The organism is Flavobacteriales bacterium (assembly GCA_016124845.1).
Classification (GTDB): Bacteria; Bacteroidota; Bacteroidia; order UBA10329; family UBA10329; genus UBA10329.
In genome coordinates this window covers 1-14939 of sequence record WGMW01000012.1, presented here as the reverse complement: position 1 = coordinate 14939, position 14939 = coordinate 1, and the positions used below count along the sequence as shown (strand labels likewise).

Here is a 14939-nt window from a genome sequence, read left to right as displayed (position 1 = left end):
CCTAATGTTCCTTCTCAATAGTGGTTGTGTCAATCTTTTTGAAGCCTTTTCATTCGGGCATTCAGTTTCTCTACCGAGAGTATCATGATGCCATAGCCGCTATTACCAAGTTTAAATGTCTGAACTGAATTCTCCTTAGGAGTCAGGCCAAGTGCCAAAGGATTGATGGCAGAAACATCCCCATCGAACTCCATCACTTCAATGTCGGATTGATCGGAATCCTTGGTGATCTGGAAAACCTCGAATCCTTCTTTAATGAAGAAATTCCAATAATCCACCTCATCTGCACTCATGGCCTTCAATTCCTTTTCCGAGAATTTTGCCAGCAGACGGCTGTCGAAATCCGTGTTCTGGGCTGTGGCCAGCGACCAGATAGAAGACATGACAACAACGGTTAGAACAAGTAGCGTATTTTTCATAGGTGTTTTTTCAGGCAGCGCAAAGGTAACATCTGCTTAATAATGACTTTGTATTTCAGGCGGCAGTTTTGTCCTTTGGAGGATTTTCTACCGAAACAAGGGTAATTCGAGTGATCGGAGTGCTTGACAGACAATTTAATTGTATTACCTTTGCCCGCGCTTTGAGGAATTAGACGGAGGGGACCAGCAGGTCCCTTTTTTAATGATGATAACGGAAAGTACGATTCGGAGCTTGGTTGAGGAGAAGTTGGAGGGAACCGACCTGTTCATCGTTTCGGTAAGAGTGATGCCGACCAACCGTATTCGGGTTTACATCGATTCGTTGGAAGGACTGGATGTTCGGGACTGTGTGAATGTGAGCCGACACATCGAGGGAAATTTGGACCGCGAGGTGGAAGATTACGAGTTGGAGGTCTCATCGCCAGGATTGACCGAGCCGTATCAGCATCCGTTGCAGTACAGGAAGAACGTGGGCAGAGAAGTGAAGGTCGCTACTACAGATGGAAGAAACCTCAAAGGGAAATTGACCGCGTTCGATGGCGAGAATATCACCATCGAACCCGAAAAGAAGAAAAAGAAAGAAGAAACGGGGCCGATAACGCTTCCGCTAAGTGAAATAAAAGAAGCCAAGACAGTAATATCGTTCAAATAACATGCAATGAACAGTTTAAATCTAATTGAGTCGTTTTCAGAATTCAAAGAATTCAAAAACATTGACAGGGTGACCATGATGAGCATCTTGGAAGATGTGTTCCGTTCGCTTTTGATCAAGCAGTACGGAACGGATGAGAACATCGATGTGATCATCAACGTTGATAAAGGTGACCTTGAGATCTGGCGTAACCGCGAGATCGTAGCCGATGAGGATCTGGAAGATGACGTTCTTCAGATTCCATTGTCGGAAGCGTTGAAGATCGAGGACGACTTTGAGGTCGGTGAAGAAGTTTCGGAGCAAGTGAAATTGGAAGATTTCGGACGTAGAGCCGTTCTGGCCATCCGTCAGAATCTTGCCTCTCGCATCATGGATCTTGAAAAGGACAACGTTTTCCGTAAATACAAGGACCGTGAAGGTGAGTTGATGACCGGTGAGGTCTATCAGATATGGAAGCGCGAGATTTTGATCTTGGATGATGAGGGAAATGAGTTGGTGCTGCCAAAAACAGAGCAGATCCCAAGCGATTACTTCAAAAAGGGAGACACCGTGAGAGCGGTGATCAAAGAGGTTGAAATGAGAAACAACAACCCAGCGGTCATCCTTTCAAGAACAGATCCACGTTTCTTGGAGCGTTTGTTCGAGAACGAAGTTCCAGAAGTGTTCGATGGTCTGATCACCATCAAGAAGATCGTTCGCGTTCCTGGCGAAAGAGCAAAAGTTGCTGTGGAATCTTACGATGACCGTATCGATCCAGTAGGAGCTTGTGTTGGTATGAAGGGTTCTCGGATTCACGGAATCGTTCGTGAGTTGCGTAACGAGAACATCGATGTGATCAACTACACCAACAATTCGCAACTGTTCATTCAGCGAGCACTGAGTCCTGCGAAAATTACGCGTATGGAATTGAACGATGCTGAGCACAAGGCAGATGTGTTCCTGAAACCCGATCAGGTCTCATTGGCCATCGGTAAAGGAGGTTTCAACATCCGTTTGGCTGGTCAGTTAACGGGTTATGAGATCGATGTGTACCGCGATTCTGATGTGGACGTGGAAGACGTTGACCTCGAAGAATTTGCAGATGAGATCGAAGGTTGGATCTTGGATGAACTCAAAGCCATCGGTTGCGATACGGCCAAGAGTGTGATCGAGATCGGCAAGGCCGAATTGGTCAAGCGTACCGACCTTGAAGAAGAGACCATCGATGATGTTCTCAAAATATTGAAAGAAGAATTTGCCGACTGATGAGGTAGCGGCAATGAATTGAATTAAACCCAACGAGCGTATATGTCAGAAGGAAAACAGAGAAGATTAGGTGCCGTGGCAACGGACCTCAACGTAGGAAAGGCTACCATCGTAGATTTTCTGAAAGGGAAGGGATTTGCTGATGTCAACTTCAACTCCAAGTTGGATGAGAACATGTACAACCTGCTTGTTGATGAGTTTGCCGCTGACCGAAAGCTCAAAATGGAGGCTGAGGCCAAGGCCGAACTTTTGCAAGCTCGCAAGGACGAGCGAATGGCCGCAGCCGAGGAAAAGGAAGAGGCCAAGCAGCAAGAGGTGATCAAAGCCGAAGGACACAAGGTGGAAGGTCCGAAGGTGATGGGTTCGCTCAAATTGGAAGACATCGATCCGGCCGCACGTAAAAAGAAACTCGAAGAGGAAAAAGCACAGAAGGCCCAGCAGGAAAAGGAAGCAGCAGAAGCTGCCGCCAAGGCAGCTGACGAAGCCAAAAAGCAGAAAGAAGCAGCCGAAGTAAAGGCTGCCGAAGAGGCGAAGAAGGCCGAGAAGGAAAAAGAAGAAGGCGAAGTGATCCGTGCCAAGGTTGAGAAATTGGCTGGAGCAAAAGTTCTCGGTAAGATGGAACTTCCAGTTGAGAAACCGCGCGAGAAGAAACCTGTTGCCACATCCAACGATTCTGCCGACAAGAAACGTAAGCGTAAGCGTGTAAGACGTCCGGTTTCCGGAGAAGAAGGAGGCCAGCAAGGCGGCCGTGGCGGCAGAGAGAAGAAGCAGGAGCTTTCGGATGAAGAGATCCAAAAGCAGATCAAGGAAACACTTGCCCGTCTGAGTTCAGGAAGCACCAAATCGAAGGGGGCCAAATACCGAAGAGAGAAACGTCAGGCGTACCAAGAAAGAGCGCAGGAAGAAGAGCAACAGCTCGAACGCGAAAAGAAGGTGCTGAAGGTCACCGAGTTCGTAACCGCGAACGAATTGGCCAAGATGATGGACGTTCCCGTAAACGAGATCATTGCAGCATGCATGAGCCTCGGATTGTTCGTTTCCATCAACCAGCGATTGGATGCGGAAACGCTCAGCATTGTGGCTGAAGAGTTCGGTCACGAAGTGAATTTCGTGAGTGCCGATGTGCAGGATTCCATCATGGAAGAGGAGGACGATCCAGAAAAGATGACGGAGCGTCCACCGATCGTTACCATCATGGGTCACGTTGACCACGGTAAGACATCGTTGCTCGACTACATCCGAGATGCAAACGTAATTGCCGGTGAGGCTGGAGGCATTACCCAGCACATCGGAGCCTATAATGTGGAGTTGGAAGACGGTCGTAAGATCTCCTTCCTCGATACTCCCGGTCACGAAGCGTTTACCGCCATGCGTGCCCGAGGTGCGCAGGTAACGGACGTGGTGATCATCGTGGTAGCTGCGGATGATTCGGTGATGCCGCAGACCAAGGAGGCGATCAACCACGCGCAAGCGGCAGGTGTGCCGATGATCTTCGCCATCAACAAGATCGATAAGCCGAATGCCAACCCTGATAAGATCAAGGAGGAATTGGCCAACATGAACATTCTTGTAGAAGATTGGGGAGGTAAATACCAATGTGAGGAGATCTCGGCCAAATCAGGGCAGGGAGTTGATTCCTTGCTTGATAAGGTGTTGCTTGAAGCAGAGATTCTTGAGCTGAAAGCCGATCCAACGAAACGTGCCGTTGGTACCATCATCGAATCTGAGTTGGACAAAGGGCGTGGATACGTTTCTACCGTTCTCGTTCAGTCAGGAACGCTTCGCATTGGCGATGTCATCCTTGCGGGAAGTTACAGCGGTAGGGTGAAAGCCATTTACAACGAGCGGAATCAACCGATGAAGGAAGCAGGCCCTTCCATGCCAGCGCAGGTGCTGGGTCTGGATGGCGCGCCATCTTCGGGAGACAAGTTCAACGTAATGGAAGACGAACGTGAAGCACGTGGCGTGGCCGCAAGAAGATTGCAGTTGCAGCGTGAGCAAGGCCTGCGTACACAGAAACACATCACGTTGGATGAGATCGGAAGACGAATCGCCATCGGAGACTTCCAAGAACTCAACCTCATCGTTAAAGGTGATGTGGACGGTTCCATCGAAGCACTTTCCGATTCGTTGCTGAAACTCTCTACCGAGAAGATCGCGGTCAATATCATTATGAAAGGTGTGGGGCAGATCTCCGAATCGGATGTTCTCTTGGCATCAGCCTCTGATGCAATTGTGATCGGATTCCAGGTGCGTCCTTCGGTAAATGCACGTAAAGTGGCCGAGCAGGAACAGATCCAGATCAAGCTCTACAGCATCATCTACGATGCCATCGAAGAGGTGAAAGCGGCAATGGAAGGGATGTTGGCACCAGAGTTCGAAGAGAAGATCGTGGGCAACATCGAAGTACGCGAAGTATTCAAGATCTCGCGGGTCGGAACCATTGCAGGATGTATGGTTCTGGATGGAAAAGTGACACGGAACACCAAGGTGCGCGTTATTCGCGATGGTATCGTGGTCTATACAGGAGAGTTGGCTTCATTGAAGCGTTTCAAGGAAGACGTGAAAGAAGTTTCGAAAGGATTCGAGTGTGGTCTGAACATCGATAAGTTCAACGACATCAAGGTCGGAGACATCATCGAAGGATACGAGATCGTAGAGGTGAAGGCCAAGTTATAGAGTCGCCACCTCGCTAAATGGCTAACTTTGTAAGATGGGAATACTTAGAATAAGCGATGGCGCGATGGATCGATTCTTCGGGTTTCTTTTCAAGCTCGACAATCGGACAAAAAAAAAGTTGATCATCAAATTGACCGATTCAATTGATGATGGCAGTGGATCCAAGAAGAAATTCTCTGAACTTTTCGGTGGTTGGAAAGACACTCGTTCCACAGACGAGATTATTAGCAACATCCGTAACTCACGGACTCCTGGGAGGGAAATGGAGGATTTCGAATGAAATACCTGCTGGATACGAATATCTGTATCTACTTTTTTAGAGGGAAATTTGACCTGCTTGAGAAAATGAACGCGGTCGGGGTTGATAATTGTTTCATTTCAGAAATAACCTTGGCAGAATTGGTTTATGGCGCAGAGAACAGTAAGAACCCTGAAAAGAACAATGGGCTGATCGATGAATTTGTTGAGAGTGTTTCCGTTATACCCGTTTTTGATGCCATAAAGGAGTACGGCAAGCAAAAGGCCCGATTGAAACGTGAAGGAAACTTGGTCGGTGATTTCGATCTGCTTATCGGTTCAACTGCAATTGCAAATGAGAGGGTAATGGTAACCGATAACACAAAGGATTTCGAACGGTTGGAGGGCATTGAAATGGAAAACTGGATTCGAAGATAATTCCCGATGGATCCGTTGACGGAAGTGAAGTTTGATCAGATGAAGAAGGAAGAGGGCGGAATTCGCGGTAAGATCAAAGATTACTCGGAGTTCATGAAGCTCCGCTTGGCTTCGCTGGTCGTCCTGTCTTCTATTATATGTTATGGCCTTGCGGCCGATGAGTTCAGCCTCTACATCATGGCTGCCCTGATCGTTGGCGGAACGCTGCTTACGGGAGCTTCCAATGGTTTCAACGAGATCATTGAGCGCGACCTCGATGCGCTCATGGACCGCACCAAGAACCGTCCGCTGCCAACCTCCAGCATGTCAACCACCGAGGCGTTGATCATCGCTTCCATTTCGGGAATTCTCGGCATCGGCATCCTTTGGTACTTCATCAACCCGATGAGCGGAATTCTCGGTCTGGCCGCACTTTTCTTGTACGCGGTCATCTACACGCCAATGAAACAGAAGACACCTTTTGCGGTGTTTGTCGGGGCATTTCCAGGTTCCATTCCGCCCATGTTGGGCTGCGTGGCAGCAACCGAAGGTTTTGGAGAGATCACCTTGCTTTCGTTGTTGATGTTCTCCGTGCAGTTCATCTGGCAGTTCCCACATTTTTGGGCCATTGCATGGCGCGTGCATGACGATTATCTTAAAGCGGGTTTCAAAATGCTGCCGTCTGCTGGTGGGCGCGACAAGGGAACTGCGTTCCAAATTGTGGTTTACACCATTGGGCTGATACCTGTCAGTTTGCTGCCTACCTTTTTTGGATATACTGGCGCCATTTCCGCAGCGGTGGCAATTGTAGCAGGCATCATATTTACCAAGCAGGCGATCGATCTGTACAGAACACTTTCGGCCGAAGCTGCCAAAAAGCTCATGTTCGGCTCGTTCTTTTACCTGCCCATCGTGCAGTTGGCGTACCTGTTAGATAAGATCTGAGAATGGAAGAGAATCTGAATCCAGAAGAAAAGAGCAACAGGGCAAAAAAAATGTTGGTCTGGCTGGGCGTGGCGGGCATTGCCATGTTCTTCATGGCGTTCACCAGCGCCTATATCGTGCTTCAGGCCGATCACTTCTGGGTGCAGGATACGTTGCCGCCCATGTTCAGCGTCAGCACCGTTATTCTTCTCATCAGCAGCGTGACGATCTATCTCGCCAAGCGAAGCATTTCTTCTGGCAATGCAGGAGGGTTGAAACTGTGGTTGGTGGCAACGTTTCTTCTCGGTATCGGATTCACGGTTGCCCAATACATGGGTTGGAAAGAGCTTCAGGCCGAAGGCAAGTTCATGGTCGGAACGCTGCACGACCTGAAAGGCGAATACGGTAAGGATTACATTATTCTGATGAAAGGCGAACCGCTGCTTTACGATCAAGGAAACTTTTACAAACCTGCCGACATCGGTTACACCGAACCGATCAATGATCGCATCAACGACACCTTCAATGTAAGTGCATCATTCCTCTATCTGCTTTCGGGGCTGCATGTTTTGCACCTCGCGGGCGGAATTATTTGGCTGCTCGTGCTGTTGGTCAAGGCTTTTTCTGGGTCAATTACGCGACAAAACGTGCTTCCGTTGGAGCTTGGATCCATCTATTGGCATTTTCTCGATATTCTGTGGGTTTACCTCTTCTTGTTTTTACTATTTATTCGTTAAAATTGCACCGACTTTAAAATCAGGTCTTTATAATCATTCTAAATAATGGCAGGACACGTTGGTCAGACAGCCGCTCCATCACACAGCGATCATAGCGCAGGAGCATGGGCAGGAGGAACCTCACCTTACAAGATCAGTTATGGAAAAATGATGATGTGGTTCTTCCTCATCTCAGATGCTTTCACATTCTCTGGTCTACTTACCGCGTATGGTTTCATGCGCCACAAGTACGAAGACATTTGGCCAACTTCGGGAGACGTGTTCACGCACTTTCCGTTCTACCATGGTCACATCGAATTGGCCTACGTTGCATTCATGACGTTCGTGCTTATCGCCTCATCGGTAACGATGGTATTGGCGGTTGAGGCAGGTCACAGAATGAACAAGAAACAGGTTCAGTTCTGGATGGTGCTTACCATTGTCGGAGGTCTCGTGTTCGTAGGCTCTCAGGCGTGGGAATGGTATCATTTCATTCACGGAACGGAGCATGGAGCGTATCTTTTAGAAGATGGCGTGACGGTTATGCGGCACAAGGTCGATCCGCACACGCATGTTATTGAAGAAGGAACATTCCTGGTTCCAGTAAACAGACATGGTGAGCTTGAAGACGGAAACGGTTTCAGAGAAGTGCAAGGAGCAGAGGCGCAGAAAATGCTTGCCACGGCTGAGCACATTCATGGTGCCAACCTGCATCATAATGAATACGGTATTCCGCTGTTCGCCAACTTCTTCTTCTTCATCACAGGATTCCACGGTTTTCACGTGTTCTCTGGGGTGGTCATCAACTTTATCATCTTTCTGATGGTGGTTGATGGCAAGTTTGAGAAGACAGGGCATTACGAAATGGTCGAGAAGTCAGGGCTTTACTGGCACTTCGTAGACCTTGTGTGGGTATTCGTATTCACCTTCTTCTACCTACTTTAATAAATCGGATTAACGACTTCAGCAGCTAAACAAATGGACGCAAGAGACGACATTTACGAGTACAGCCTCGACCTTCATCACGGAGAAGAAGAAGGCAAGAAGATTAGAAAGAAGTTCTATTTCGTGTTGGCACTCCTTTCGGCTGTCACCATCATCGAAGTAGGAATGGGTATGAAATGGTCGCGCGATGAGTCCATGGCCCTCATTCTCAGATACACGTTCATTGCCCTTACCTTGGTAAAGGCAGGCTACATTACCATGGTGTTCATGCACTTGGGAGATGAGAAGAAAAGTTTCCAATGGACCGTACTTGCACCGTATTTCATCCTTATCGGTTATCTGATCTTCATTAGTCTCACAGAAGCATTGTACGATGGCGTGCATCGTCCGCTGATTGAAAACTACTTTGGCTTTTGATGAAAGGTGAAACAGGGGCGAAGAAGTACCTGATTCTTTTCACGATACTTTTTCTTCCTACAATCCTCTATTTATTATTCGTTTATGGGAAAGGTGAGCAGCATTTTGCTCACCTTCCTTTTGTTACATACACCGATGTCAATGGCCTGACCATCAAGCGGAAAGCACCCGCCTTCGGATTCGTGAATCAGGATAGTGTAACGGTCACAGACAAAGACCTGGAAGGAAAGGTCTACGTGGTCGATTTCTTCTTCACTTCCTGCCCGTCCATCTGTCCTATTATGACGGCCAACATGATGAAGGTGCAGGAACGCTTCGCTCATTATGACGATTTCATGTCCGTTTCCTTCACGGTAGACCCGCGCAGAGACAAACCTGCAACGTTGAAGGAATATGCCGATCAGCGCATGATCGACACCAAAAAGTGGCACTTCCTTACGGGAGAGCAGGATTCGCTCTATGCCGTGGCCTATCAGTATCTCTCAAGCGCCATGGAAGACAGCTTGGCCGTTGGCGGATTCCTTCACACCGAGTATTTCGTGCTGGTCGATAAAGAAGGGTTTCTGCGCTCGCGCGATGATGAACAAGGAAATGTGATCGGTGTTTATGATGGCACCAACGCCCAGCACATCCGCGACCTTATTGACGACATCAAGGTGCTGATGGCTGAGTATAATCTCGAACTGAAGAAAAATAAGAAAACAGAAGACGGTCATCCTGAGTGATTTTCACTTTTGTGAAAATCGTATCGAAGGATAAAGAAGAATACCAAAGACAATTGACGGTCATCCTGAGTGTCCTGAGCAAAGTCGAAGGGCGTATCGAAGGATAAAGAACTGAAACTGATTTCTTCATGAACTTTGTCAACTTATCTCTCTAACCAATATGAGCGACAAAAAAGTTTTTCAATTGATTCTTGCCCTCAGCGTGGTCGTTTTCGGGGTGGTGGTCGTGCTCTATTCACTCCCCAAACAGGAAATGATTCCCGCTTGGGCGCAATACCTTCCATTGCTCAATGCCATCCTCAACGGAACATGTTCTGCGTTGCTCATCACCTCCTTCATGGCCATCAAGAACAAGAAGGTGCAGCTGCACAAACGGCTCAACATCACCACCTTCGTGCTGTCAAGTCTGTTCTTGGTCTCCTACATCGTTTTTCATTCTTTCGGGGTAGAAACCCGTTTCCCAGCCGACAACCCATTAAGGCCAGTTTACCTCTTTATACTCCTTACACACATCATATTGGCGGCCATCGTATTGCCAATGGTCCTTATCTCTTTCTATTTCGGTTTACAGGGAAAAATTGCCCAGCACCGTAAAGTGTCTAAGTTTACATTTCCCGTTTGGTTGTATGTAACTGTTACAGGCGTGGTGGTCTATCTGATGATATCCCCGTACTACGAGTTCTAATGAAAAATGAAGGTGAAATAGCGAGCAAATTCCCCTCCTTGAAAGGGCCCGTCCTGAGCTTGTCGAAGGAAGGGGTTAGGGGAGGTCGAGCGGTATATTTTCATATCACTATCGTAGTCCTTTCCCTCCTCCCCCAATTCGCTTCCGCCCAATGCAGCATGTGTCGGGCCGTTACCGAATCCAACCAATTGAACAACGATGCATTTACCGTGGGCAATGGCCTGAACAACGCCATCGTATATCTCATGTTCATGCCCTACATCTTGGCCATCATCTTCTTCTATGCCTTCTACCGCAAGCAGATAGTTGCTTGGTTCAAAAAGAAGTTCTCAGCACACGCTTAAGAGTTTACGGTATTCGCTGGAAGCTTCTTCGTACTTTCGAATCGAGGCGTCTGGGTGATTTTTCCATTGACCGATGGAACCATTCCTTTCATGCGTGCCTCTTGATTCTTGGCCCATTTGCCGCCCGGTTTTAGAAGTAAAGGAAAATGCGCTTGCCCAATGATGCAACCGTTTGGGATTGAACGGAATGTTTAGTCGCACTAACGCTTGTTGAAGTGTATTGACCGGGTATTGAATCAGATCCTCGTATTGGATGATAGCTATTCGTGGGTCGCTACAATGAAGAAAGGACTTCATACGTTCCCACATTCCTTCAAACCACTTTATTTCTGTTAGATGTAGCAGTGATTGGTCGAACGTCATTCCTTGGCGAGTTGCAGCAAAATGAATGGCAGACACATATACATCCATGGGGTCACGTACCGGAATTAAAATGGGTAGTGTGGTCGGAACCAATTGAATGATTTCATGATAAGGAGCATGATGAATCTTCACCAAATGATGCTGGGACAGATTTACTATCTGATTCGGTTCTCCAAACTCCCGCTCGTTCAAGTAGATGTAATTTTCATCAAAGAGCGTATGTGCAAGTACTTCGCATATATAAGTGCTTCCGGTTCTCATTTCCGATAATACAAGAGGCACCACTATGCTCTTTTTCTCCGCAACACAAGCATTCGGAATGGCTCCGTATCTGATTCAAAAAAATCAGGACGCACAATTCGTTGCTCTCTTCCTGCATAATCTACGTACCACACATCTCTCTTTGAAAGTAACTCACTTAAAAACGGACGTCCATTTTTCTCATAATGGTCTGGCACGAACTCCATTAGTACGATACAGCGTGGATTTGCCTCAAGCACCTTTTGCATTCCATTCCAGATGAGTTGTTCACTTCCCTCGGCATCTATTTTGATGAAATCGATTTGTTTTCCCTCTTTCTTGCGTGCGAAATACTTGTCCAATGACGTGGTTTTGGCGGTAAAGAAATTCTCTGGAGCCGCATTGTTCATGTGGATGGTAGTATTCATCATATGCCCCGAAACCTCCCAAAGTTTTACTTCTTTTTCCTTTCCATCCGTTACTGCCTTGTGCTCAACGGTAACGCGGTCGGTGGTTCCGTTGGCAATATTGCTCTGCTTTAGTAAACTGATGCAGAGAGGGCTGGGGTCAAAAGCGAAAACCTTACAGCCATGTTGGGCAAGAAAGAATGTATAGAATCCAAAGTTTGCACCCACATCAACACATACGGCTCCGGGTTTTACATGCTGGCTCATCCATAGGGTTATCCATGCTTCCCAGAACCCATCATTCAATGCATGGGGTGTGTAGCCCTTATCAGTAGGGTCAACATATAGCCAGTAGGAGGCCATTTGTCGGGCAACCATGTTGTCCTTGTCTTTAAAGGAATGTACACCGGCTCGGCCAATGCGTTCAACTTCTGCTCTATTGTTATACTTCATGGTTTTTGGGTTTGTTGATTCCTATCAGTTTTATTGGCATTTGCTCAAATTGAAGCCATCGGCCGTTCCAGATATTTTCGTGGTCACTTCGTTTTAAGGAGCACGTAACACCTGAATCGCCACTTATCCGTAGTTCTCCTGCTTTCCCGTCAAAATTCCATCGCTTCTCCATGGCTGCCCCTCCAAATCGGATAGTGCCGTCAGGATGGAATACCATCGGGCGTCTATCATAACCGACACGTTCATAATACCAAAGGGACGATATCAGCTCTTTTGTGGCGTCCGTATTTGGTTTCTTGTCTCCTTTATCGCGGGTACGTTCACTCCCTATTTTACCGCTCCAGATATTACCAAGCAGTTCTACAAAGGCGATGCATTCGTCTTCAAACTGAAAGCCGTTCAGTCGTGGATTGTGATTCATGGACCATTTGTGACCGTTTCTATGCTGAAAGACCACCTTTCCACGAAAATCATGCTGGTACATTACTCCTTGTCTAAGCACCACATGATGGCGGGTCATGGCGTAGTTGGTCTTCAGTTTTCTGAAGGCCATATGAAAGGTCTCCTTATCTCCATGGATATAGTTATAATAGAAGTCGGAGTACTCATTTATCCAAAGTGATAAGATGACAGCATCAAGGCACTTTCCTTTGTGAACCAGTATTTGACCACTTTCAAATTCAGGCTCATCGCGATAGGGAACACCTATCAGATCCCATATCTGACGGCCCTTGGAAAGTTTGTTGACATCTGGCCAAAAGATGCATCCCGTCTTCTTGTATTCTGGCCAATCGAATAGTTCTTCTGGGTTAATGGTTGGGACGTTGTCTGCATCCAGAAGCATCACCTCTTTAAAAGATGAGTGAAGCAACGCATAGGCCTTCAGTTCCCATCCTTTTAGAATACGACAGGGATGTTCCTTTCGCATAATTGTGGCATCTATGCATGCTACATCCAACGGGGCAAGCAATGCCTGCATGTGGTTGTCCATTTCATGCTTGCCCAGATACCATACTTCTACGGGAAGCTTACAGCCCAGATAGCGGAGCATGTTTACAAGCACCCATGTGCCCGGAAAGTATTTCTCGCCACCCCCGCATATTACAATGCCACGACCGTTGAAGTTGAATGTTCGTTCATGGAGTGTTCGTATGAACGTATCAATTTCCTTTTGGGCTGTTTTTTCCGTCAGCCTTTTAGGCATTTTGTATCCCGAAGTTCGTACAGGTTCCATGATGGGTTGCCTGCTACTCTTGGCTTCGGGAGTGGTATGAGGACTTGATTGAGAAAGAGGCACTGAATATTCCAATGTCCCACCTTCAAAATAGAACTCCACCCGTCTTATCACCTCATCCGCAGTTATCATGTCCATACAACGAGGTAAAAACTCCCCTCCTTGAAAGAGCCTGTTCTTAGTTTGTCCAAGGAAGAGGCTGGGGGAGGTCTTTTGCACAACATTCACACAAAGATTCTCCGGTCGGTCATTAGGACTTCCATCATTCAGTTTTACCGTTCGTGATTTCCAGCATCCGGCATTATTGCAGCAAGAAAGCGCCCCAATGGTGTGTATGTACTGATGTCCTGGGTACTGCTCCCAATGCACGGGTTCCCTACCTCCTGCAATTACCACACAGGGTTTCAGGGTTCGGTCCTTATGCTTTGGCACGATGGCCGCAGCCAAGTGCATCAGAAAACTAACCGGGGTTACAACACCATCGGCATGGTAAGCCAAACGAATAAGTTCTCGCACCGTGGTCTTCCCACGGAGGTCAATGACCCCTTTGAGTTCTGGATGATAATGCTCATTGGCTCCAACCTGAACGAATTGGATGCGGCCTTTAAAATGATCCACCACTTCCTGATAACGCTTGGCATCCCACCACTTAATGGTGAAATCGTTCTTCCCTCCGGCATTCATCAGCCAAAATGGGCCATCGACCCCATACTGGCTCAGAATATTCTCATTCTTTTCTTCCTCAGAAAGGTGTAGGTCTCCTCTGAAAGCAGTTGGCCGAATGTCTAACTGCAATTGCTCATTCAGAAATTGAATGAACCCATGGACGAAGTGATAAGGAAGCTTGTCACTCTGGTGGATGAGTGGGTATTCGCATCTCAGTTTTTTTACTGAGCGATCCTTTTTGTCCAAAGCCGTAACGTAAGGATTGTTTATCCAAATGTCTGGGCAGGTTGTCTCCACATCGGTTATAAACCGACCAGGATAAGCGAGGTGCAGATCCCTCAGAGCGGCCGATAACATTAAAATATCACCGGGTGCCTGATGGTTTCTAAGTGAAACACGTAACGAGGGTGTGTTTGGATGGTTCATCTGCACGTTATTTGTACGATCCTTTACATTTATGTTAAAAAATGATCATAAACGGTATAAATGTAAAAAAGATCCCATAGGTTCGATGTGATAAAATCAAAAACTAAAAAGTCATGGCGATTATTGCAAACCCTTATCAGTATCTCGGAGATCAGCATCAGGCTGGTCTTGATTATGTTATTCAAATTCTTTCTGGTGGTTCCAGTAGTTCCAGTAGTTCCTCTTCGGGTTCTACCTCAATAACCATCGATCAGATTGTACAGGCTACTGTTGCCTATATTGATTCCGTGTATGGCTCTAGTCTTACCTCGGTAAGTAATTTGGAGTTGAACATCATTATTACGGATGCGGTGGTTAATTATGTCAATTCCAAGGCTGGAGCCTTGCCGTATAATTCTCAGCAGAAATTTTTCATTTTTCAGTTGTTGGAAGGCATTCAGGATGTTCCTACGTACGGGCTACAGTCGTACATTGAGGATATTGAGGACAATATTGTTCAAAGCGGCATGACGTCCACATTCCAGAATCAACTGCTGATGGCCACTGCTATCGGTGGTTCTGATTTTACATACTGGAAAGGTATTTCGGCTAAGCAGGGATATTATTATTCGCGCGTCTCCCTATAACGGATGGCAAGATAATTGAAACCCTTACAAATAAAGGATTGTAGCATGAATTTGATAGCGATACATAGAAAATACAATACACAGAAAAAGTGTATTCAATTACTGGAAGAAATACGCTG

Annotated in this window: 17 protein-coding genes; 13 read left to right on the top strand and 4 right to left on the bottom strand. The window is 46.9% G+C overall.

From position 1 onward, the window contains the following. Positions 1-29: 29 nt before the first annotated feature. Positions 30-419 carry a hypothetical protein gene (locus GC178_05930; GenBank protein MBI1287102.1) on the bottom strand — a complete coding sequence of 130 codons (390 nt, stop codon included), beginning with the start codon at positions 417-419 and terminating at the stop codon, positions 30-32. Between the two features lie 202 nt (positions 420-621). Here GC178_05930 and rimP point away from each other — a divergent pair, with 202 nt between their 5' ends. The 12 genes from rimP (at position 622) to GC178_05870 (ending at position 10405) form a co-directional block, all read left to right on the top strand. Continuing rightward, on the top strand, positions 622-1071 hold the full coding sequence (gene rimP, locus GC178_05925) for a ribosome assembly cofactor RimP (GenBank protein MBI1287101.1): 450 nt from the start codon (positions 622-624) through the stop codon (positions 1069-1071). A 6-nt stretch (positions 1072-1077) separates the two neighbouring features. Continuing rightward, a complete protein-coding gene (nusA, locus tag GC178_05920; protein MBI1287100.1) occupies positions 1078-2316 on the top strand; it encodes a transcription termination/antitermination protein NusA in 1239 nt (412 codons plus the stop codon). 42 nt (positions 2317-2358) lie between these two features. Further along, the gene (gene infB / locus GC178_05915) at positions 2359-4995 is read left to right on the top strand and encodes a translation initiation factor IF-2 (GenBank protein MBI1287099.1); all 2637 of its coding nucleotides are present in this window, start codon (positions 2359-2361) and stop codon (positions 4993-4995) included. Positions 4996-5029: 34 nt separating this feature from the next. After that, positions 5030-5275 carry a hypothetical protein gene (locus GC178_05910; GenBank protein MBI1287098.1) on the top strand — a complete coding sequence of 82 codons (246 nt, stop codon included), beginning with the start codon at positions 5030-5032 and terminating at the stop codon, positions 5273-5275. After that, the gene (locus GC178_05905; protein ID MBI1287097.1) at positions 5272-5670 is read left to right on the top strand and encodes a PIN domain-containing protein; all 399 of its coding nucleotides are present in this window, start codon (positions 5272-5274) and stop codon (positions 5668-5670) included. Before GC178_05910 ends, GC178_05905 begins: the two co-directional genes overlap by 4 nt. 39 nt (positions 5671-5709) lie before the next feature. After that, positions 5710-6594 carry a protoheme IX farnesyltransferase gene (gene cyoE / locus GC178_05900; GenBank protein ID MBI1287096.1) on the top strand — a complete coding sequence of 295 codons (885 nt, stop codon included), beginning with the start codon at positions 5710-5712 and terminating at the stop codon, positions 6592-6594. Between the two features lie 2 nt (positions 6595-6596). Next, positions 6597-7310: a hypothetical protein gene (locus tag GC178_05895; protein MBI1287095.1), complete on the top strand. Its 714-nt coding sequence runs from the start codon at positions 6597-6599 to the stop codon at positions 7308-7310. Positions 7311-7355: 45 nt separating this feature from the next. Continuing rightward, on the top strand, positions 7356-8234 hold the full coding sequence (locus GC178_05890; GenBank protein MBI1287094.1) for a cytochrome oxidase subunit III: 879 nt from the start codon (positions 7356-7358) through the stop codon (positions 8232-8234). Positions 8235-8267: 33 nt separating this feature from the next. After that, positions 8268-8651, top strand: a complete 384-nt coding sequence (locus GC178_05885; protein MBI1287093.1) for a hypothetical protein — start codon at positions 8268-8270, stop codon at positions 8649-8651. Then, a complete protein-coding gene (locus tag GC178_05880; protein MBI1287092.1) occupies positions 8651-9376 on the top strand; it encodes an SCO family protein in 726 nt (241 codons plus the stop codon). Before GC178_05885 ends, GC178_05880 begins: the two co-directional genes overlap by 1 nt. Before the next feature lie 160 nt (positions 9377-9536). After that, positions 9537-10061 carry a DUF420 domain-containing protein gene (locus GC178_05875; GenBank protein ID MBI1287091.1) on the top strand — a complete coding sequence of 175 codons (525 nt, stop codon included), beginning with the start codon at positions 9537-9539 and terminating at the stop codon, positions 10059-10061. A 104-nt stretch (positions 10062-10165) separates the two neighbouring features. After that, the gene (locus GC178_05870; GenBank protein ID MBI1287090.1) at positions 10166-10405 is read left to right on the top strand and encodes a hypothetical protein; all 240 of its coding nucleotides are present in this window, start codon (positions 10166-10168) and stop codon (positions 10403-10405) included. On the opposite strand, the gene GC178_05865 is transcribed toward GC178_05870, so the two are convergent. The 3 genes from GC178_05865 to GC178_05855 are packed head-to-tail and all read right to left on the bottom strand — an operon-like array spanning position 10391 to position 14194. Beyond that, a complete protein-coding gene (locus GC178_05865) occupies positions 10391-11029 on the bottom strand; it encodes a hypothetical protein (GenBank protein MBI1287089.1) in 639 nt (212 codons plus the stop codon). The two genes, GC178_05870 and GC178_05865, sit on opposite strands and share 15 nt — an antisense overlap. A gap of 23 nt (positions 11030-11052) precedes the next feature. Next, positions 11053-11868 (bottom strand): FkbM family methyltransferase, encoded by an 816-nt coding sequence (locus tag GC178_05860; GenBank protein MBI1287088.1) that lies wholly within the window; start codon positions 11866-11868, stop codon positions 11053-11055. Further along, positions 11858-14194, bottom strand: a complete 2337-nt coding sequence (locus GC178_05855) for a hypothetical protein (GenBank protein ID MBI1287087.1) — start codon at positions 14192-14194, stop codon at positions 11858-11860. Before GC178_05855 ends, GC178_05860 begins: the two co-directional genes overlap by 11 nt. Before the next feature lie 113 nt (positions 14195-14307). On the opposite strand from GC178_05855, the gene GC178_05850 reads away from it, so the two are divergent. Then, on the top strand, positions 14308-14820 hold the full coding sequence (locus GC178_05850; protein ID MBI1287086.1) for a hypothetical protein: 513 nt from the start codon (positions 14308-14310) through the stop codon (positions 14818-14820). The last annotated feature ends 119 nt before the right edge of the window (positions 14821-14939 follow it).